The 17,390-nt window shown below is 73.3% G+C and carries 20 protein-coding genes and 1 tRNA gene; 8 read left to right on the top strand and 13 right to left on the bottom strand.

The window, feature by feature from the left end; genetic code table 11:
* Window positions 1–48: 48 nt before the first annotated feature.
* Window positions 49–627, bottom strand: coding sequence for a TetR/AcrR family transcriptional regulator (locus KYT88_RS05590; RefSeq protein ID WP_043587752.1), 579 nt, complete (start codon window positions 625–627; stop codon window positions 49–51).
* Between the two features lie 82 nt (window positions 628–709).
* On the bottom strand, window positions 710–1,864 hold the full coding sequence (locus KYT88_RS05585) for an SLC13 family permease (RefSeq protein WP_043587753.1): 1,155 nt from the start codon (window positions 1,862–1,864) through the stop codon (window positions 710–712).
* A gap of 162 nt (window positions 1,865–2,026) precedes the next feature.
* On the opposite strand from KYT88_RS05585, the gene KYT88_RS05580 reads away from it, so the two are divergent.
* A complete protein-coding gene (locus KYT88_RS05580; protein WP_043560687.1) occupies window positions 2,027–2,215 on the top strand; it encodes a hypothetical protein in 189 nt (62 codons plus the stop codon).
* A 68-nt stretch (window positions 2,216–2,283) separates the two neighbouring features.
* Here KYT88_RS05580 and KYT88_RS05575 read toward each other — a convergent pair whose 3' ends face one another.
* Entirely contained in the window at window positions 2,284–3,513 is a 1,230-nt protein-coding gene (locus tag KYT88_RS05575; RefSeq protein WP_081840974.1) for a mechanosensitive ion channel family protein, read from the bottom strand.
* Between the two features lie 132 nt (window positions 3,514–3,645).
* On the opposite strand from KYT88_RS05575, the gene KYT88_RS05570 reads away from it, so the two are divergent.
* On the top strand, window positions 3,646–4,374 hold the full coding sequence (locus KYT88_RS05570) for a hypothetical protein (RefSeq protein ID WP_237583806.1): 729 nt from the start codon (window positions 3,646–3,648) through the stop codon (window positions 4,372–4,374).
* Window positions 4,375–4,405: 31 nt separating this feature from the next.
* Here KYT88_RS05570 and KYT88_RS05565 read toward each other — a convergent pair whose 3' ends face one another.
* On the bottom strand, window positions 4,406–5,788 hold the full coding sequence (locus tag KYT88_RS05565) for a glucose-6-phosphate dehydrogenase (RefSeq protein WP_043587756.1): 1,383 nt from the start codon (window positions 5,786–5,788) through the stop codon (window positions 4,406–4,408).
* Window positions 5,789–5,844: 56 nt separating this feature from the next.
* On the opposite strand from KYT88_RS05565, the gene KYT88_RS05560 reads away from it, so the two are divergent.
* Window positions 5,845–7,713, top strand: coding sequence for a glycoside hydrolase family 15 protein (locus tag KYT88_RS05560; RefSeq protein ID WP_043587759.1), 1,869 nt, complete (start codon window positions 5,845–5,847; stop codon window positions 7,711–7,713).
* Window positions 7,714–7,753: 40 nt separating this feature from the next.
* On the opposite strand, the gene KYT88_RS05555 is transcribed toward KYT88_RS05560, so the two are convergent.
* Together KYT88_RS05555 and KYT88_RS05550 are read right to left on the bottom strand one after the other, a co-directional pair.
* Window positions 7,754–8,617 carry an alpha/beta fold hydrolase gene (locus tag KYT88_RS05555; RefSeq protein ID WP_043587761.1) on the bottom strand — a complete coding sequence of 288 codons (864 nt, stop codon included), beginning with the start codon at window positions 8,615–8,617 and terminating at the stop codon, window positions 7,754–7,756.
* Between the two features lie 104 nt (window positions 8,618–8,721).
* A complete protein-coding gene (locus KYT88_RS05550; RefSeq protein ID WP_167332598.1) occupies window positions 8,722–8,898 on the bottom strand; it encodes a hypothetical protein in 177 nt (58 codons plus the stop codon).
* Between the two features lie 187 nt (window positions 8,899–9,085).
* Between KYT88_RS05550 and KYT88_RS05545 the strand changes: the two genes are divergently transcribed.
* Entirely contained in the window at window positions 9,086–9,508 is a 423-nt protein-coding gene (locus KYT88_RS05545) for a MarR family winged helix-turn-helix transcriptional regulator (protein ID WP_043587762.1), read from the top strand.
* Window positions 9,505–10,833: an MFS transporter gene (locus tag KYT88_RS05540; RefSeq protein WP_043587765.1), complete on the top strand. Its 1,329-nt coding sequence runs from the start codon at window positions 9,505–9,507 to the stop codon at window positions 10,831–10,833. The genes KYT88_RS05545 and KYT88_RS05540 overlap by 4 nt, the downstream gene beginning before the upstream one ends.
* A gap of 32 nt (window positions 10,834–10,865) precedes the next feature.
* Here KYT88_RS05540 and KYT88_RS05535 read toward each other — a convergent pair whose 3' ends face one another.
* Window positions 10,866–11,435: a hypothetical protein gene (locus KYT88_RS05535; RefSeq protein ID WP_043587767.1), complete on the bottom strand. Its 570-nt coding sequence runs from the start codon at window positions 11,433–11,435 to the stop codon at window positions 10,866–10,868.
* A 96-nt stretch (window positions 11,436–11,531) separates the two neighbouring features.
* Between KYT88_RS05535 and KYT88_RS05530 the strand changes: the two genes are divergently transcribed.
* Entirely contained in the window at window positions 11,532–13,064 is a 1,533-nt protein-coding gene (locus tag KYT88_RS05530; RefSeq protein WP_043587769.1) for an amino acid permease, read from the top strand.
* 10 nt (window positions 13,065–13,074) lie between these two features.
* Here the strand turns inward: KYT88_RS05530 and KYT88_RS05525 are convergent, their stop codons facing one another.
* The 5 genes from KYT88_RS05525 to KYT88_RS05505 all read right to left on the bottom strand — a co-directional run bounded on the left by KYT88_RS05525 (window position 13,075) and on the right by KYT88_RS05505 (window position 15,729).
* The gene (locus KYT88_RS05525) at window positions 13,075–13,455 is read right to left on the bottom strand and encodes a DUF3572 family protein (protein ID WP_051629402.1); all 381 of its coding nucleotides are present in this window, start codon (window positions 13,453–13,455) and stop codon (window positions 13,075–13,077) included.
* A gap of 109 nt (window positions 13,456–13,564) precedes the next feature.
* Window positions 13,565–14,338 (bottom strand): HNH endonuclease family protein, encoded by a 774-nt coding sequence (locus KYT88_RS05520; RefSeq protein ID WP_370644818.1) that lies wholly within the window; start codon window positions 14,336–14,338, stop codon window positions 13,565–13,567.
* Between the two features lie 193 nt (window positions 14,339–14,531).
* Complete coding sequence (locus KYT88_RS05515; RefSeq protein ID WP_043587776.1) at window positions 14,532–14,762, bottom strand: hypothetical protein; 231 nt, start codon at window positions 14,760–14,762, stop codon at window positions 14,532–14,534.
* 124 nt (window positions 14,763–14,886) lie between these two features.
* Window positions 14,887–15,381, bottom strand: coding sequence for a CarD family transcriptional regulator (locus KYT88_RS05510; RefSeq protein WP_012298114.1), 495 nt, complete (start codon window positions 15,379–15,381; stop codon window positions 14,887–14,889).
* 272 nt (window positions 15,382–15,653) lie between these two features.
* A tRNA-Lys gene (locus KYT88_RS05505) sits at window positions 15,654–15,729 on the bottom strand.
* Window positions 15,730–15,883: 154 nt separating this feature from the next.
* Here KYT88_RS05505 and bcp point away from each other — a divergent pair.
* Window positions 15,884–16,363: a thioredoxin-dependent thiol peroxidase gene (gene bcp / locus KYT88_RS05500; RefSeq protein WP_043587778.1), complete on the top strand. Its 480-nt coding sequence runs from the start codon at window positions 15,884–15,886 to the stop codon at window positions 16,361–16,363.
* Window positions 16,364–16,393: 30 nt separating this feature from the next.
* On the opposite strand, the gene KYT88_RS05495 is transcribed toward bcp, so the two are convergent.
* Complete coding sequence (locus KYT88_RS05495; RefSeq protein WP_081840975.1) at window positions 16,394–16,825, bottom strand: hypothetical protein; 432 nt, start codon at window positions 16,823–16,825, stop codon at window positions 16,394–16,396.
* 245 nt (window positions 16,826–17,070) lie between these two features.
* On the opposite strand from KYT88_RS05495, the gene KYT88_RS05490 reads away from it, so the two are divergent.
* Window positions 17,071–17,319 (top strand): WhiB family transcriptional regulator, encoded by a 249-nt coding sequence (locus tag KYT88_RS05490; RefSeq protein WP_012037746.1) that lies wholly within the window; start codon window positions 17,071–17,073, stop codon window positions 17,317–17,319.
* Window positions 17,320–17,390 lie beyond the last annotated feature (71 nt).

Below are 17,390 nucleotides of genomic sequence, written 5' to 3'. Positions count from 1 at the left end.
ACGTGCGCGTGGGACGTGCGCGTGGGGTCGTGCGGGGGCGGAGCGTGATCAGGCGGAGCGGGTGCCGAGGGGGGCGAGGAGCTCCCCCACGACCACGACGAGAGCAGCCCTGATCTCGTCGTCGGGCAGCGGTTCGTTGGTGGACCAGTCGTCGCTCGCGGCGAGGATGTACGCCGCACCGCCGAGCGCCACGCCGAAGCGCAGCTGGTCGAGCGTGCTGTCGAGCGCGCCCGCGGTCTCGCCGAGCGCGCGCACGAGGTCGTTGGCCCGCTCGATGACGGCGAGGTGCCCGAGCGAGCGGCCCTGCGTGATGAACAGCGCCACCTCGTGCCGGTGCAGCAGGAGGAAGTCGATGAAGCGCTCGACGAACTGGCGCCTGGCGTCCTCGTCCCCGCGGATCGAGTCGGCGCGGTCGATGACCTCGGCGAGCGCGTCGATCGTCGGCTCGAGGAGGGCGTCGAGCAACGCCTCCTTGGAGGCGAAGTGGTAGAGCACGCTCGACTTCGAGTAGCCCGCCTCGTCCGCGATCTGCTGCAGCGAGGTCGCCTGGAACCCGTCGCGGGCGAAGCGCGCCGCGGCGATGGTGCGGAGCTCGTCGCCGGCGGAGGCGCGGGGGGATCGGGTCACGCGGAGAGCCTATGTCGACCGATCGGTCAGTCCCTGCACGATCGGTCAGACTGCCAGCGGCCTGACAGGTGAGGAAGCGGGATCAGCGCGTGAGGACGAAGGCGAGCATCGCGAGGCCGACAGTGAGCGGCGCGACCACGAGGCCGAGCAGCACGTAGCGCGACCACTTGATGTGCACGCCCATGCTCACGAGCCGCTCGTGCCAGAGCAGGGTCGCGAGCGAGGCCCACGGCGTGATGAGCGGGCCGGCGTTGACGCCCACGAGGATCGCGACCAGCCGCTCCGGGGATCCCGCGACCGGCTCGAGCGCGAGGTACGCCGGCAGGTTGTCGACGGCGTTGGCGCTGAGCGTCGCGACGCCCGCGAGCCGGAAGAGCGCTCCCGCGTCCTGGCCCTGACCCGAGATCGCCGCCATGACGGCGGTGAGCCCGAGCGACTGCGCGGCCTCCATCACGATGAAGAGGCCCGAGGCGAACACCACGAGCTGCCACGGCAGCAGCCCGAGCCGGAGGACGCGCGGGCGGCGGACGGCCGTGAGGATCGCGAGCACGACGGCCGCGGCGAGCGCGGGGATCCACACCTCGACGCCCGAGACGAGCGCCGGCACGAGCAGCCCCACCACCACGGCGCTGCCCACGAGCAGCACGCGGTCGGACGGCGCGGTGGGGGGCCCGACGTCGTAGCGCGTGAAGAGGTCCCTGCGGTGGATCACGAGGATCGCGAGCACGGGCACGGCGATGGCGACGATCGCCGGGGCGACCGTGAGCGCCGCGAACCCGGCCGGACCCAGCCCGCCGAGCTCGTGCTCCGCGAGCAGGTTGGTGAGGTTGGAGACGGGCAGCAGGAGCGACGCGGTGTTCGCGAGCCACACGGTCGTGAGCGCGAACGGGAGCGGCGGCAGGCCGCAGTGGCGGGCGAGCACGACGACCACGGGCGTGAGCAGCACGGCGGTCGTGTCGAGCGACAGGAAGATCGTGCAGAGGCAGGCGAGCACGACGGTGGCGAGCCAGAGCGCCCACGTCCGGCCACGGCCGAGGCCCGCGGCGCGCTCGGCGATCCAGGTGAAGAGCCCCGCCTCGCTGGCCAGCTCGGTGACCACGGTGATCGCGACCACGAAGAGGAGGATCGGCCAGACCCGCTCGTAGAGGACGCCGAGGTCGTCGAGCGGGAGGGCTCCGGTGGCCACGGCGACGGTGCCGACGACGAGGAGCACCACCCCGATGAGGGCTGTGCGCACGGGCGCCTCCTGTCTGATCCGCGATCACTGTACTCATCGCCCGCCGGGAGTCCGCACGGCCTGCGGAAAGGGGACGGCGGCCGGGACCGCGCGCCCGCCGGCGGCCGGGCGGCGGACGCGGCCGGCGGATCCCGGTACCGTGGAAGCACACTGGGAGGTGTCATGCGCAAGTACATCCTGAACGGCAGCGTCCTCAGCGCCCTCGTCGGCGGCTGGAGCACCATGCAGACGACCCGTCGGGGTCCGCGCGACTGGAAGCTCGGCCTCATGTGGCTCAGCTGGGGCATCACGGTGGCGATCGCCATCGGCACCGTCATCGAGGACTCACGCGACGGGCAGATCGGCAACTAGCCGCTCGCTGCGCGACGCGCACGCCCACCGGGCGTGCGCTTCGTCATGCGCCCGTGGGTGCGCGTGCGTCAGTCGTGCGTGCGCCACCTGTCGCCGTCGACCTCGAGGTCGATGCGCTCGGCGTCCGGCACGGTGGAGATCGGCCCGGTGAACCGGCTCGCGCGCGAATCGCCCTGCGCCGTCCCCGAGAACAGGCCCGTCGGCTCGGCCTCGGCCGCGCGCCGTCCCCCGCGGGGCGCGTCGCCGCGCTCGTGCGGATCCACCATCTGGACGCGCGTGCGCGGCAGCGACTGCGGGCTGTGCTCGTGCAGGAACGCGACGAGGCGCTCGCGCACGAGGCAGCGCAGGTCGAACAGCGTGGGCGCGTCGACGGCCGAGACGAGCACGCGGATCCGCACGTAGCCGCCGACCGCGTCCGTCACCTGCAGCACGGAGACGCGGCCGTCCCAGAGGTCGGTCGTCGCGAGCACCCGGTCGAGCTCCTCGCGCATGCTGGCGGGCGTGGCGCGCCAGTCGAGGTCGAGCTCCACCGCGCCGAGCAGCTCCGACTTGGTGCGGGTCCAGTTCTGGAACGGCGTGGTCGTGAAGTAGGTGGACGGCAGCACCATCCGCCGGTCGTCCCAGATGTGCACGACCACGTAGGTCAGCGTGATCTCCTCCACGCGGCCCCACTCGGTCTCGACGATCACGACGTCGTCGACCCGGATGGCGTCGCTGAAGGCGAGCTGCATCCCGGCGAAGACGTTGGCGAGCGTCGACTGAGCGGCGAGGCCCGCGACGATCGACACGAGCCCCGCGGAGGCGAGGACGCTCGCGCCCGCGGCCCGGGCGCCCGGGAACGTGAGCAGGATCGCGCCGATCGCGACCACCACGATCGCCACCACCGTGAGCCGCCGGATGATCAGCACCTGCGTGCGCACCCGGCGCGCTATCCGGTTGTCGGCGACGTCCACACGGTAGCGGCTGAGCCCGAGGTCCTCGAAGAAGATCGCGAGCGCGCACACCAGCCAGGCGGCGGCGACGATCGTGATCACGTGCAGCAGGTGGTCCAGCCCGTCGCGCACCTCGCCCGGCGCGACCGAGGCGCGGAGCGCGATCCAGACGGCGACCACCACGAGCAGCACGCGGAAGGGGCGGCGGGCGCGGGTGACGAGCTGCGCCGCCCACTCCCGCCGGCGGGCGACGACGCGGACGACGAGGGCGACGACGGCGGTGACGAGCAGGGCGGCGGCCACGGCGGCGAGCAGCGTGACGGTCACGGCGACGGCGGGTACGGCGAGCAGGGCGGGCAGGTCCACGGATCCTCCAGGTGGTGGGGCGGACCGCGCTGTCCCGGGCGTCCAGTCTCGCAGGCGCTCCGCGCTCCGCTGGCCGCGCGTCGAGGGGCGGACGGGGGCGCCGACCCCGCGCCCCACCGCGGGAACACCGGCGTGTCGCGGGTCAACCCGGGCGTGTCGCCCACGATGATGATCGTGATCGCGGCGGTGCGATCGGGGAGGCCGTGGATCATGTTCCGGTGGCGCAGAGGCAAGTCCGTCCCGACCGAGGCCGCGCCCGCCGCGTCCGAGCAGAGGCCCGGCGGACGGGGATCCGTCACCGCGCCGCCCGCGCCCGTGGTCTCCACCGCCACCGGCGAGCTGGCCGCGATCGCCGCCCGGCTCCACGGCGGCCCCGTGCGGCCGACGCACGTGCCCGCGCACAAGGCCGTGCCCGACGAGCCGTCCGCCATCGCGGCGATCACCGACGAAGTCGACGCGCCCGAGGCCGACCGCGAGCCGGACCTCCGCCCGCTCGCCCTCATCGTGCAGGCCGCGCTCGCGCACCACTTCGGCCCCGACGGCGCGTGGGCGCTCGTCCGCCGCACGCCCGACACGACGGCCGGCTTCTTCGACGAGCTCATGACGGCGCACATCGCCCGCGACGTCGCGCTCGCGCTCGGCGCCTCCCCCGCCGCGGCTTCCCTGCCGCTCGAGGACGCGCGCGCCACGGGATCCGACGGGCGCGCCGCGTCCGCGGGCGACGCCGCCTCCGCGCGTCGGGACTCTGTCGCGCGCGAGCTCGCGGTCTTCGACGAGGATCCGCTCGAGGGATCGCTCGCCGAGCTCGCCGGCGACCCGCGCCGCGTCCCCGCGACGCTCCGCGCCGTGCTGCGCGCCTAGCGGACCACGACGACCGCCCGGGCCTGGCGCGTCACCCCTTCGGCGCGACCTGCGGCCCGTCCCACGGCCCCGCGGATCCGGCCGGGTACTCCTCGAGCGGCACCTCGCCCGCGCGCCACGCGGCGACGACCGGCTCGACGATGCGCCAGCACTCCTCGGCCGTGTCGCCGCGCACCGAGAGCGCCTCGTCCTCCGAGATGATCCCGTCGATGACCTGGCCGTACGGCGGCAGGTCGCCCGGGTCGAAGGCCGTGACGAGCTCGGCGCGGTCGATGACGTCGGGGTCGGCCGGGCCGTTGACGTTGAGCTCCAGGTGCAGCTCGTCGGGGGCGATGAGGATGCGGATCCGGTCGGGCTCGTCCGCGCCGCGGAGCCCGGTGGGCACGTGCGGCGCGGGCTGGAAGGTCACGACGATCTCGCGCCGGTGGTCCTTCATCGCCTTGCCCGAGCGCAGCCGGAACGGCACCCCCGCCCAGCGCCAGTTCGCGATCTCGACGGTCATCTCGGCCAGCGTCTCCGTGCCGCGCGCCGGGTCCACGCCCGCCTCGTCGGCGTACGCCGGCAGCTCGCGGCCCTCGACGTCGCCCGCCGAGTAGCGCGCCCGCCGCGACGACGTCACCGGATCCCCGCCCCACGGCCGCGTCGCGCGGAGCACGAGCGCCTTCTGGTCGCGGATGTCCCGCGCCTCGGTGGTGGCGGGCGCCTCCATCGCGAAGACGGCCATCACCTGCAGCAGGTGGCTCTGGATCATGTCGGCCAGGGCACCCGCGCCGTCGTAGTAGCGGGCGCGGCCCTCGAGGGCGAGCTGCTCGTCGTAGACGATCTCGACGCTCGCGATGTGCTGCGCGTTCCAGACGGGCTCGAGCAGCCGGTTGGCGAAGCGGAGGCCGAGGAGGTTCCGCACGGTCGATCGGCCGAGGAAGTGGTCCACCCGATGCGTGCGCTCCTCGGGCACGAGCGTGGCGAGCAGCCGGTTGAGCGCCTGCGCGCTCGCGAGGTCGGTGCCGAACGGCTTCTCGAGCGACAGCGACGTGCCCTCGGGCAGCGTCATGCCGGTCATCGCCTCGCACGCCCTCTCGGTGACGGCCGGCGGCAGCGCGAAGTAGACGGCGGGCGCCGCGTCGCAGGCCGCGAAGAGGCGCTCGAGGTCGGCCTGGGAGGTGACGTCGGCGGCGTGGTAGCTCGTGCCGGCGAGCACGCGGTCGACCGCGGGGCCCTCCGCGCCGAGGGAGGCGAACGAGGTCCGGACGACCTCGCGCCACCGCTCGTCGTCCCAGTCCTCCGTGCCCGCGCCGACCAGCTGGAGGTCGAGGTCGGGGCGGTGGGCGAGCAGCTCGCCGAGGCCGGGGAGGAGGAGGCGCGCGGAGAGGTCGCCGCTGGCGCCGAGGACGAGGAGCGTGGAGGTCGCGGGCATGCGGCCAGGCTACGCGGCGCGGGCGGGAACGCAGCCAGCCCGTGGGAGCATGGCGCATGGCCATGCGCATCGAGGACTACGCACTCATCGGGGACTGCCACACGGGAGCGCTGGTCGGGCGGGACGGCTCCATCGACTGGCTGTGCCTGCCGCGGTTCGACTCCGCGTCGATGTTCGGGGCGCTCCTCGGCACGGACGAGCACGGATCCTGGCGCCTCGCCCCCGCGCACCCGGACGCATCCGTCTCCCAGCGCACCTACCTCGGCAACACCTTCGTGCTCTGGACGAGGTGGGAGACCCCCGACGGTGCCGTCGAGGTCACCGACTTCATGTCCATGGGCAACCGCCGTGCCGACGTCGTGCGGCGCGTCCGCGGCATCAGCGGCAGCGTGCGGATGCAGGGCGACCTCCGCCTGCGCTTCGGCTACGCGACCGCGCTGCCCTGGATCCGCAAGCTCGACGGCGGCGACCCTCGCCTCGTCGCGGTGGCCGGCCCCGACGCCGTCGTCGTCCGCGGTCCCGAGCTCACCGCCACGAACCACCACCACGGCGTGGCCTTCGACGTGGCCGCGGGCGAGACCGTCGACCTCACGCTCACCTGGTACCCGTCGCACCGCAGCGAGCCGCCCGCGTTCGACGTGGACGCCGCGCTCGAGCACACGACCGAGTGGTGGGAGTCGTGGGCCAGCTCCATCGAGCACTCCGGCCCGCACCAGGCCGCGGTGCGCCGCTCGCTCCTCGTGCTGCGCGCTCTCACCCACGAGGACACCGGCGGCATCGTCGCGGCCGCGACCACGAGCCTGCCCGAGCAGTTCGGCGGCCCGCGGAACTGGGACTACCGCTACGTCTGGCTGCGCGACGCGTCGCTGACCCTCGAGGTCCTGCTCGCGCACGGCTTCGACGACGAGGCCGACGAGTGGCGCACCTGGCTCCTCCGCGCGATCGCCGGAGACCCGGGCGACGTGCAGATCATGTACGGCCTGAGCGGCGAGCGGTACCTCCCCGAGCGCGACCTCCCGAGCCTGCCCGGCTACCAGGGGTCCGGCCCGGTGCGCGTCGGCAACGGCGCGTTCGAGCAGTACCAGGCGGACGTGATCGGCGAGGTGATGCTCGCGCTGCAGGCCGCGCGGGACGCGGGCGTCGGCGAGACCGAGTTCTCCTGGCCGCTCCAGCGCGCGCTCATCGGCTTCGTGGAGGAGAACTGGGAGCGGCAGGACAGCGGCATCTGGGAGATCCGCGGCGCCGAGCAGCACTTCACCCACTCGCGGGCGATGATCTGGGCGGCCCTCGACTGCGCGGTGCAGGGCGTCGAGCGGCATGGGCTCGACGGTCCGGTGGAGCAGTGGAAGGACCTGCGCGACCGGGTGCGCGACGAGATCCTCGACAGGGGCGTGGATCCCGAGACCGGCGCCTTCCGCCAGCACTACGGCACGACCGCTGTGGACGCCTCGCTCCTGATCCTCGCCCAGGCCGGCTTCTGCGCCTACGACGACCCGCGCATGCTCGCGACCGTCGAGGCGATGGAGAAGACGCTGATGCACGAGGGGTTCCTGCTCCGCTATGACACGAGTGCCGGCGTCGACGGCCTGCCCGCGGGCGAGTACCCGTTCCTCGCCTGCTCGTTCTGGCTGGTCGAGCAGTACGCCAGGTCCGGCCGCGAGGCCGACGGCCGCGCGCTGATGGACCGGCTCGTCGCCCTCTGCAACGACGTCGGGCTCCTCTCCGAGGAGTACGACCCGGTCGGGCGACGCCAGGCGGGCAACGTGCCGCAGGCCCTGTCGCACCTCGCGCTCGTCCGGGCGGCGGACGCCCTGGAGGCCGCCGCGGCCGCGCATCCGGACGACCTCGACCGCGCGCACCGCGACGGCAGCGCCGCGCTCGCGCACGCGGAGGCGGCGCGGGGCGCGTCGGCGACCGCGACCTGATCCGGTACGCCCACGCCGGGCGGTCCGCAGGGGCCGTACGTCAGAGCGCGTCGATGAAGGCGGTCACGGCCGGCAGCGCGCCGGGGTGCCGCGGGGTGTCCGCGTGCGTGGCCCCCTCGAGCTCCACGAGCGGCGCCTCCGGCCGGAGCGCCTTGACGTGGTGCGCGGCGCGGAGCCGCTCGGGATCCCGCGTGCCCGCGACGAGCAGCAGCGGCACCGAGGATCCGGCGACGACCTGGTCGGGCACGCCCGCGTCCCGCTCCGACTCGCGCATGTAGGCGGCGAGCGCCCGCGCGTCGTCCGCGAGGAACGCCCCGCGCGTCGCGGAGTCCACCGGATGTCCGCTGTGCCGCTCCCACGCGTCGAGGAAGCCGGGCATGCCACCCGCCTCCAACGCGTCGATGCAGCCGGGGAAGAAGACGCGGTCGAATACCCCGACGCCGCTGCGCGGGGATCCGCCGAGGCTCGACGTGGAGAGCAGGCGGTCGGGGTGCGCGGCCGCGAGCGAGAAGCCGACCCGCGCGCCGAGGCTGTAGCCCACGTGGTGCACGACGGACGCGCCGACCGCGTCGAGCACGGCCACGACGTCGGCGACCATGAGGTCCATCGCGTAGGCGGCGGGCTCGTGCGGAGTGTCGCTGCGACCGTGGCCGCGGAGGTCCAGCGTGATCACCTCGCGCTCCGGCGACAGCGCCCGCACCCAGCCGAAGCCGCGCCAGATCGCCTGCGAGAGGGCGGTGCCGTGCACGAGCACGACCGGTGCGTGCGCCGGGTCGCGGGGAGCCCCGTCAGCCGACCGGGCGTCAGCCGGCCGGACGTCTGCCGGCCGGACGTCTGCCGGCCGGACGCCGAAGGTCCGGTAGGCGATGCGCGTGCCGTCGAGGGGGTTGGTCGCGATGTCCACGGGGATCCAGGCTACGCGGATGCCGGTGCGCGCCCGGCCGGGTCGTCGGCCGTGGAGCGGACGACCCGGTGCCCGCGCGGGCCGCGGGCGCCGGGTCGAGGCGGCTAGGCGCCGTCGCCGCCCTCGTCCGTGTGGTGCGGCGTGTCCTCCTCGGGCTCGAAGTGGTCGTCCCCGCCGTCGTGGCCGGCCGCGACGCCCGTCGCACCAGCGGGGATCGTGCCGTCGCCGCCGAGCTTCGCGTCGCCGTCGTGCGCGTCGGCCGTGCCGTCGTGATGGGTCATGTCCGTGCCTCCTCCGTTCGCGCGGCCGGTGCCCGCGTCGTCGCGGGCGCATCGCGGCCGGCGATGTCCTCCCATCCTGCCCGGACGGGCGACCGGCGCCCCGGAGCATGTCCGTCCGCGGCGCGCTCGCAGGATCCCGTCACGCCCGGACGCATAGTTAGCAGGACTAATGAGCTAGCCTAAGCACATGCCCGACGCCCCCGATCTCAGCCAGAGCCTGCGCGCCGGCGTCATGCGCCTCGCCCGCCGCCTGCGGGCCGAGAAGGCCGACCACGAGCTGAGCGACAGCCAGTTCGTCGTGCTCGCCCTGCTCCTCCGCGACGGGCCGACGAGCCCCGGCCGCCTGGCCGAGATCGAGCGCGTCACCGCCCCGAGCATGAACCGCACGGTCAACTGCCTCGTGGAGTCGGGATACGCCGAACGCTCCCCCGCGCCCGACGACGGCCGCCGCGTCACGGTCACCGTCACCGACGCCGGCCGCCGGGTCGTGCAGGAGACCCGCCGGCAGCGCAACGCCTGGCTCTCCCTCCGCCTCGACGAGCTCACGGCCGCCGAGCGCGCCACGCTCGGCGAGGCCGCCGCCCTCCTCGGACGCATGGCCGCGTCGTGAGCGCCGTCTTCCGCAGCCTCCGCGCCCCGAACTACCGCATCTGGTTCGCGGGGGCGCTCGTCTCCAACGTCGGCACGTGGATGCAGCGCACCGCCCAGGACTGGATCGTCCTCACCGAGCTCACCCGCTACGACGCGACCGCGGTCGGCATCGTCATGGCCCTCCAGTTCGGCCCCATGCTCCTGCTCTCCCCCTACGCCGGCCTCATCGCCGACCGCTACGACAAGCGCCGCGTGCTCATGATCACGCAGGGCACCATGGCGCTCCTCGGCCTGGGCCTCGGCCTCATCGTGCTCTCCGGCCGCGCGGAGCTCTGGCACGTCTACCTCTTCGCGCTCCTGCTCGGCATCGCGTCCGCGCTCGACGCCCCCGCCCGCCAGTCCTTCGTCTCCGAGCTGGTCTCCGACGACGACCTCTCGAACGCCGTCGCGCTCAACTCGGCGTCCTTCAGCGCGGCGCGCATGATCGGCCCGGCCGTCGCGGGCGTGCTCATCGCGGGCGTCGGCACCGGATGGGTCTTCCTCCTCAACGCCGTGAGCTTCATCGCCGTGCTGTTCGCGCTCACGCGCCTCCGCGTCGGCGAGCTCCGCCGCCCGGAGCGCGTCGCCCGGTCACGCGGACAGCTCCGCGAGGGCTTCCGCTACATCGGCGGCCGTCCCGACATCATGGTGATCCTCGTGATCGTCTTCCTCGTCGGCGCGTTCGGCTACAACTTCCCGATCTTCACGTCCACCATGGCGAGCGTCGAGTTCGGCAAGGGGGCGACCGAGTTCGGCCTGCTCTCCTCGAGCCTCGCCGTGGGATCCGTCGCGGGCGCACTGCTGTCGGCCCGCCGCGAGCGGCCCCGCATCCGCCTGGTGTTCGTCGGCGCCGCGCTCTTCGGCATCGCCACCGGCCTGGCCGCGATCGCTCCGACGTACCTGCTCTTCGCGCTGGCCCTGGTGCTGGTGGGCGTCGTCTCGCAGACCCTCATGACGAGCGCCAACAGCACCGTGCAGCTGACGGTCGAGCCGCGCATGCGCGGCCGCGTGATGGCCGTCTACATGGCGATCTTCGTCGGCGGCACCCCGCTCGGCGCGCCGATCGTCGGCTGGGTCGCGAACACGTGGGGCCCGCGCGCGGCAGTCATGGTGGGCGCGGCCAGCGGCATCGTCGCCGCCCTCATCGCGATCGCGTGGCTCGTGCTGCACCGGCACCTGCGCGTCTCGTACCGGATCCACCGCACCCCGCACCTCCTCGTCACGCACGACGGCGACGGCCGCGACCGCCGCGAGGACGCGCGCGAGGACATCGAGGCGGACGAGGCGGTCGCCCGCCGCACCTGACGCGGCCCGTCCACGGGTGCGATGCGCGCGGCTCAGGGCGCTGGCGTCGGAGCCGCGGTCTGCGGCACGTAGCCGACGTCATCGAGGCAGTAGTCGAGGAACGCGCTCGTCGCGCGGAGGTACTGCCCGGTGTCGAGCGACGCCCCGTCCGTGTCGGCGCCCGAGCGCAGCGCCTCCAGCTCGTCGACGATCGTCGAGAAGGAGGCCACGAGCGGCTTCATGTTCTCCGGCGCCATGCCGGCGAGGGCGGCGTCGCCCTGCTTGACGCGGTCGAGGAGGGTGGGATCCACCTGCTTCCCGTCGCCGAGCGCCTGGACGAGCTTGGTGGAGTCGGGCAGCACCTGCGCGAGCGTGGAGCAGGTGGCGAGCTCGTCCTCGGTCGGCGGGCCGGGGGCGCGCGTCACGGTCGGCTCGGGGCTCGCGGTGCCGCCGGGAGCGGCCCCCGCTCCCGCGTCCGCGGACGCTCCGGCGTCGGGCGCCGTGGTCTGCGGGGCGGGCTGCCCGGATCCCGTCGTGCACCCGGCGAGCGCGAGCGCCCCCGCCACCGCGATGACGGGCGCCCACCCTCGGATCCGCCGTGCGGGACTGTGCGTGCGGGCCATGCGGGCCTCCTCGGCGCCTATCACAGGTGATCTGCCCCACGGAAGTCGATCGACGCGGGTGTCAGGGCGAATGCCCCGGAGCACTACCGTATTCGGATGACACGAAGCGAGAGCGACCGCAGCACCGTCACGCCCGATCCGGATTTCGTGGCGCAGGACTTCAGCCACGAGCAGGAGGGCTACCAGCACGGGTTGAAACCCCGTCAGCTCCAGATGATCGCCATCGGCGGCGCGATCGGCACCGGGCTCTTCCTCGGAGCCGGCGGCCGGCTGGCCTCCGCGGGCCCCGCCCTCGCGATCGTCTTCCTCATCTGCGGCGTCTTCGCCTTCTTCATCCTCCGCGCCCTCGGCGAGCTGGTGCTGCACCGCCCGAGCTCCGGGTCCTTCATCTCCTACGCCCGCGAGTTCTACGGCGAGAAGTTCGCCTACGCGGCCGGCTGGATGTATTTCCTCAACTGGGCGACCACCGCCATCGTCGACGTGACGGCCGTGGCGCTCTACATGCACTACTGGTCGGCGTTCACCGCGGCCCCGCAGTGGCTGCTCGCCCTCATCGCCCTCGCCATCGTCCTGGCTCTCAACCTCGTCGCCGTCAAGGTCTTCGGCGAGATGGAGTTCTGGTTCGCGCTGGTCAAGGTCGCCGCGCTCGTGGTCTTCCTCATCGTCGGCATCGTCTGGCTCGCCTGGAGCTTCCCCGTCACCGTGGGCGGCGCCGAGGTGCAGACCGGGTGGACCGTCCTCCAGCAGAACGGCGGCGTCTTCCCCCAGGGCCTCGTCCCCGTGGTCCTCGTCGTGCAGGGCGTCGTCTTCGCCTACGCAGCCATCGAGCTCGTCGGCACCGCCAGCGGTGAGACGCAGGACGTGGAGAAGGTCATCCCCCGCGCCATCAACTCGGTGGTCTTCCGCATCGCGATCTTCTACGTCGGGTCCATCGTGCTGCTCTCGCTCCTGCTCCCCTACACGGCGTACAGCGCCGACCAGAGCCCGTTCGTCACGTTCTTCTCCAGCCTCGGGTCGCCCGAGGTGGGTGCCATCGCCGGTTCCGTCATGAACTTCGTCGTGCTCACGGCCGCCATGTCGAGCCTCAACGCGGGCCTCTACAGCACGGGCCGCGTGCTCCACTCGATGGGCATGAACGGGTCCGCGCCGAAGTTCACGACGGTCATGTCGAAGGGCGGGGTGCCGTTCGGCGGGATCCTCCTCACCGGGTCCATCACGCTCCTCGGCGTCGCCCTCAACGCGGTCGTGCCCGACCAGGCATTCGAGATCGTGCTCAACGTCGCGGCGCTCGGAATCGTGGCCGGCTGGGCGACCATCATCCTGTGCCAGATGCGGCTGCGCACCTGGGCCAAGCAGGGCAAGGCGAAGGAGCCCACCTTCCGCCTGCCGGGGGCGCCCGTCACCTCGTGGCTCACGCTCGCGTTCCTCGTCAGCGTGCTCGTGCTGATGGCGATCGACTGGCCGATCGGCACCCTCACGGTCGCGTCGCTGGTGATCATCATCCCGCTGCTGGTCGTGGGCTGGTACCTGCAGCGCGACCGGATCCTCGAGATCGCGCGCGTGCGCGAGGGCGTCACGGGCCCGTTCCCCGTGACCGGGCGCGACGCGGCCGACCAGCGGAAGCGCTGACCGGCGCCCCTCAGCCCGACCCGACGCCGTCGTCCCCCTGCCCGGGGGCGGCGGCGTCCTCGTCCGACCCGGTGGCGGGTTGCCCCGGATCCGCCCCCAGCCGCCGCCCGAAGGCCAGCAGCTCGGCGTCGTGCTGCATGACCCACGCGACCGCGGCGTTCAGGCTGTCCCGCCGCTGGACCCACACCCGCAGCCCGTCGGCGCCGAGACCGCACGCGTAGACCTCGTAGGAGAACGGCGCGGCGAGGTCGTCCCGGTGGCGCAGCACCCAGCCGAGGGCCGGCCCGTCGCCGACGCGGACGAGCCAGGCACCGCGCACGGGGTGGGCGTGCGGATGCGCAGGCACCGGGCTGATCGCGCCGGTGGCATCGCCGCTCTGCTTGCTCCACATGCGGATCCCCTCGGGTTCGCCGGGCCCCGGGCCCCGCGCCCGCGCCGACGCCCGGCCGCGTCGACCCGAGCGTACGCGCGCGCACCGACGCCGACCGATCGGGGGCCCGTCACGAGCAGGCACCGAGGACGCGGTCGATGGCGTCCCGGTCCGCGTCGTCGATCGACATGCCGTACCTGCTCACGACGAAGGCGAAGCGGGTGACGTACAGGCACCGGTAGGCCGCGTCCGGCGGCAGCCACGTCCCCGGCCCCTGGTCCGACTTGTCCTGGTTGGTGGGGCCGTCCACCGCCTGCAGCTCGTCGAAGTCCGTCGCCAGGCGCTCGCGTCGCTCGTCGGACCACGACCACGCCCCGTGCTGCCACGCCCAGGACAGCGGCACGAGGTGGTCGATCTGCACGGCCGCGCTCGTGCGCGGACCGCGCGCGAAGTCGATCCCGTGCCCCGTGTACACGTCGTCGAGGTGCCCTGCGACCACCGTGCAGCCCGGGTCGGACGGCGCGAAGGCCACGCGGGCGAGATCCCGGACGAGCACGTCGTCGCGCTGGTCGCAGCCGTTCCCGTCGGTGTCCGCCCAGGCCGGGCCGAAGGCGTCGCGGTCGTAGCGCGGGTGCCGCTCGCGCCCGTCCGCGCGGACGGCGTCGGCCATCCCTCGCGCGGCCGCCACGTCGATGCGACCGTCCCGCACGAGCCCTGCGCCGACGAGCGCGCGCACCACGGCGCCGTCAGGGACCTCCGCGCTGAGATGCCCGACTCCCGAGTCAGGTCCGAAGGCCGCCTCGCGCACCCCCACGACCACAGCGGCGAGCACGATGACGGCGGCCGCGGTGGCGAGGAGCGCGCGCACCGCCTGTCGTCTGTCCTGCAGGAGCCGGACGGGCATGCGCCGCCCAGCAGCTCGCGCCGCGCCATCGCCCCGCCGCCCTCGATCGCCCATGTCGCCCCCGTCCCGGGACATGGGTACACGAGGAGCACGGCTGCCACCACGCCGTCGGCGGGACCGTGGGCGGGGACGACGAGGACGACGCGGGGAGGAGGCTTCGGGCGAGTTCCACCCGTCCCCGGACGGAACCGGCTCAGATCAGCGCGCGCGCCGCCTCGGCCAGGTGGATGACGGTGCCCAGCGAGGAGGGTCCCGGCGTGTTCTGCCCGGCGGTCGCCAGGCGCACGAGCGCGAACGCGATGACGGCGATGACGATGGCGGCGGCGATCACGTAGATCCAGATCCGCAGCCCGCCGCGCGCGGGCTGGAGGGGGTTCTGCTCGAGGGGTCCGTCGTGGTCGGGTCGTTCCGGGTGATCGCGCATGATCGCACCCTACGCCGGTCGGCACGCCGATCGACGGGTGCCCGGATGCGCCGACGGGCGGTCCCCCGTCGTCGAGGGACCGCCCGTCGGCGGTGCTGCGCTCCGCGGAGCGCGGCGGGAGGGGTCAGGCGGAGATGCTCTGCGCCAGGACGCCGTCGAGGACGACGGACGCCTCCTCGTCGGTGGACTTCTGCGCGAGCGCGAGCTCCGAGACGAGGATCTGGCGGGCCTTAGCGAGCATGCGCTTCTCGCCGGCCGAGACGCCGGAGTCCTGGTCGCGGCGCCACAGGTCGCGGACGACCTCGCTGACACGGCGCACGTCGCCGGAGCCCATCTTCTCGGTGTTGGCCTTGAAGCGACGCGACCAGTTGCCGGCCTCCTCCTCGACGTCGCCGCGGAGCACGTCGAACACGGCCTCCACGCCGGAGCTGTCGATGACGTCGCGCAGCCCGACGAGCTCGGCGTTGTCGACGGGCACGTCGATGACCAGCTCGCTCTGGTGGATCTGGAGGGTGATGTACTTCTTGTCAACCCCCTTGATGGTGCGGGTCTTGACCGCGGTGATCGTGGCGGCGCCGTGGTGGGGGTACACGACGGTCTCCCCTACTTCGAAAATCATGCAGTGCTGTCCTTCGATACCTCGAGATGTGTGCCGGAGATGTCGCGCACGCGCATGCACAGCCGCGTGGGCGCCGACGTCCCGCGCCTCGGCGCACGCCATGGGCGTGACCGTGGTGCGTGGCCGGTGCACCGAGATCACCGGCCGCCGCGGTGCTCCGCTAGGGGCGTCCGCGGTGATGGTCCGACCGGTATTCTCTCACGGTTCTCTCGAGCCCACGGACGCACGTGATGCACGTGGAGCGGTGTCGAGCTGCTCCGACGCGGAGCGTGTGGTGCACCCCCTCGGACTTGAACCGAGAACCCACTGATTAAGAGTCAGTTGCTCTGCCAATTGAGCTAGAGGTGCAGGTGAGGACCCTGTCGTGCGGGGTACCGGACCGAGAGATGACACTAGCACCACGTGCGCGGCGGACGCCAATCGGCCCCGTGGAGCGCCTGATCGGGCCCCGCGCGCACGGCCCTAGCATGGACGTCGACACCCGCGAACGAGAGGCTCCCCCATGACCGAGACCGCCCGCCTCGAGAAGGGGCAGCCCGCCCCCGACTTCACCCTCCCCGACCAGGACGGCACGCCCGTCACCCTCTCGGACCTCCGCGGCCAGGACGTCATCGTGTACTTCTATCCCGCGGCGGGGACCCCCGGGTGCACCACGCAAGCATGCGACTTCCGCGACAGCATGGACTCCCTCCAGGGTGCCGGCTACCGCGTCCTAGGCATCTCCAAGGACCCCCAGGAGGACCTCGCCCGGTTCCGCGAGGAGCAGGGCCTCGGCTTCACCCTCCTGTCGGACCCCGACCTCGAGGTCCACCGCGCCTACGCCGCGTACGGCGAGAAGTCGTTGTACGGCAAGAAGGTCACCGGCGTGATCCGCTCCACGGTCGTCGTGGACGGCGAGGGACGCGTCGCCCTCCCGCTCTACAACGTCAAGGCGACGGGGCACGTCGCGTCGCTGCGGAAGAAGCTCGGCGTCGACGCCTGACGCGCGGGCGCCTGGGCGGGACGCGTCGACTCAGTCGCGTCGGCGCGTGGCGAGGAGCACGGACCTCGTGAACAGCAGCACGAACACGAGCACGGACGGCACGATGAGGCCCCACCCGAGATCCTGACGCGCGTCGGCGCCTTGCAGGCTGCCTGCGCCGACGGCGATCTGCAGCACCTGCCAGGTGACGGCCGCCGGCCGGACCCAGCTCCGACCCCGCAGGATCCCTCGAACGACGGCCGCCAGGAACACGGCAGCGAGCGCGGCGAGGGCGATGAGCGCGACGGCGCTGGCCACGGACGACGGCGTCGAGGTGAGCAGGTCGACGACGAGGAGGGCCGTGACGCCGGCCATGCCCAGCGCCTCGAGCGCGACGAGCGCCACCAGCAGGAGCACGGCGGGAGATCGACGGGGCGCATCCGCGTCCTGGCGCGGATCCAGGGCATCACCGGTTCCGGTCACAGCACGTTCCCATACAAAGCTATTGATTGATCGTTGGCTCTATGCGACGATATTCGAGGTCGAGTTCGTTCACAGGGTGGTGAGCAGATCCGGAACCGAGCTTACAAGGGGCGAATCCCTGAAGCTGAGCATCTCACGAGGAGGGGCCGCGTGCCTCGTCCCGATGCGGTTCCCGGACGCCTCGCCCCACCCCCATCCCGCGGCAGATCTGCCGTGCAACGAGTACCGACCCGAGGAGCATCCCTATGGACTGGCGTGACAAGGCAGCCTGCCTGACTGTGGACCCCGAGCTGTTCTTCCCCGTGGGGAACACCGGACCCGCCGTCGACCAGATCGACAAGGCCAAGGCCGTGTGCGGCCGCTGCTCCGTCACCGAGATGTGCCTGCAGTACGCCCTCGAGACCGGCCAGGACTCGGGCGTCTGGGGTGGCCTCAGCGAGGACGAGCGTCGCGCCCTCAAGCGCCGCGCCGCGCGCGCCCGCCGCGCCAGCTGACGCACCCACCACGCACCACCGACGAGAGCCGGGCAGCCCACGGGCAGCCCGGCTCTCGTCGTCCCGGACGG

This window comes from Clavibacter sp. A6099, from assembly GCF_021919125.1.
Classification (GTDB): domain Bacteria; phylum Actinomycetota; class Actinomycetes; order Actinomycetales; family Microbacteriaceae; genus Clavibacter; species Clavibacter seminis.
Note: the sequence above shows the minus strand (reverse complement) of the source record. Positions and strands in the feature narration are given on the sequence as shown.

What these genes read in the sequence shown, in the direction of transcription:
- KYT88_RS05580 (WP_043560687.1), top strand. Translation starts at nt 2,027, where the DNA reads ATGCGCAAGTACATCCTGAACGGCAGCGTCCTCAGCGCCCTCGTCGGC.
- KYT88_RS05560 (WP_043587759.1), top strand. Translation starts at nt 5,845, where the DNA reads ATGGCCATGCGCATCGAGGACTACGCACTCATCGGGGACTGCCACACG.
- KYT88_RS05565 (WP_043587756.1), bottom strand. Translation starts at nt 5,788, where the DNA reads ATGCCCGCGACCTCCACGCTCCTCGTCCTCGGCGCCAGCGGCGACCTC.
- KYT88_RS05515 (WP_043587776.1), bottom strand. Translation starts at nt 14,762, where the DNA reads ATGCGCGATCACCCGGAACGACCCGACCACGACGGACCCCTCGAGCAG.
- KYT88_RS05550 (WP_167332598.1), bottom strand. Translation starts at nt 8,898, where the DNA reads ATGACCCATCACGACGGCACGGCCGACGCGCACGACGGCGACGCGAAG.
- bcp (WP_043587778.1), top strand. Translation starts at nt 15,884, where the DNA reads ATGACCGAGACCGCCCGCCTCGAGAAGGGGCAGCCCGCCCCCGACTTC.
- KYT88_RS05530 (WP_043587769.1), top strand. Translation starts at nt 11,532, where the DNA reads ATGACACGAAGCGAGAGCGACCGCAGCACCGTCACGCCCGATCCGGAT.
- KYT88_RS05545 (WP_043587762.1), top strand. Translation starts at nt 9,086, where the DNA reads ATGCCCGACGCCCCCGATCTCAGCCAGAGCCTGCGCGCCGGCGTCATG.
- KYT88_RS05525 (WP_051629402.1), bottom strand. Translation starts at nt 13,455, where the DNA reads ATGTGGAGCAAGCAGAGCGGCGATGCCACCGGCGCGATCAGCCCGGTG.
- KYT88_RS05535 (WP_043587767.1), bottom strand. Translation starts at nt 11,435, where the DNA reads ATGGCCCGCACGCACAGTCCCGCACGGCGGATCCGAGGGTGGGCGCCC.
- KYT88_RS05490 (WP_012037746.1), top strand. Translation starts at nt 17,071, where the DNA reads ATGGACTGGCGTGACAAGGCAGCCTGCCTGACTGTGGACCCCGAGCTG.
- KYT88_RS05520 (WP_370644818.1), bottom strand. Translation starts at nt 14,338, where the DNA reads ATGCCCGTCCGGCTCCTGCAGGACAGACGACAGGCGGTGCGCGCGCTC.
- KYT88_RS05510 (WP_012298114.1), bottom strand. Translation starts at nt 15,381, where the DNA reads ATGATTTTCGAAGTAGGGGAGACCGTCGTGTACCCCCACCACGGCGCC.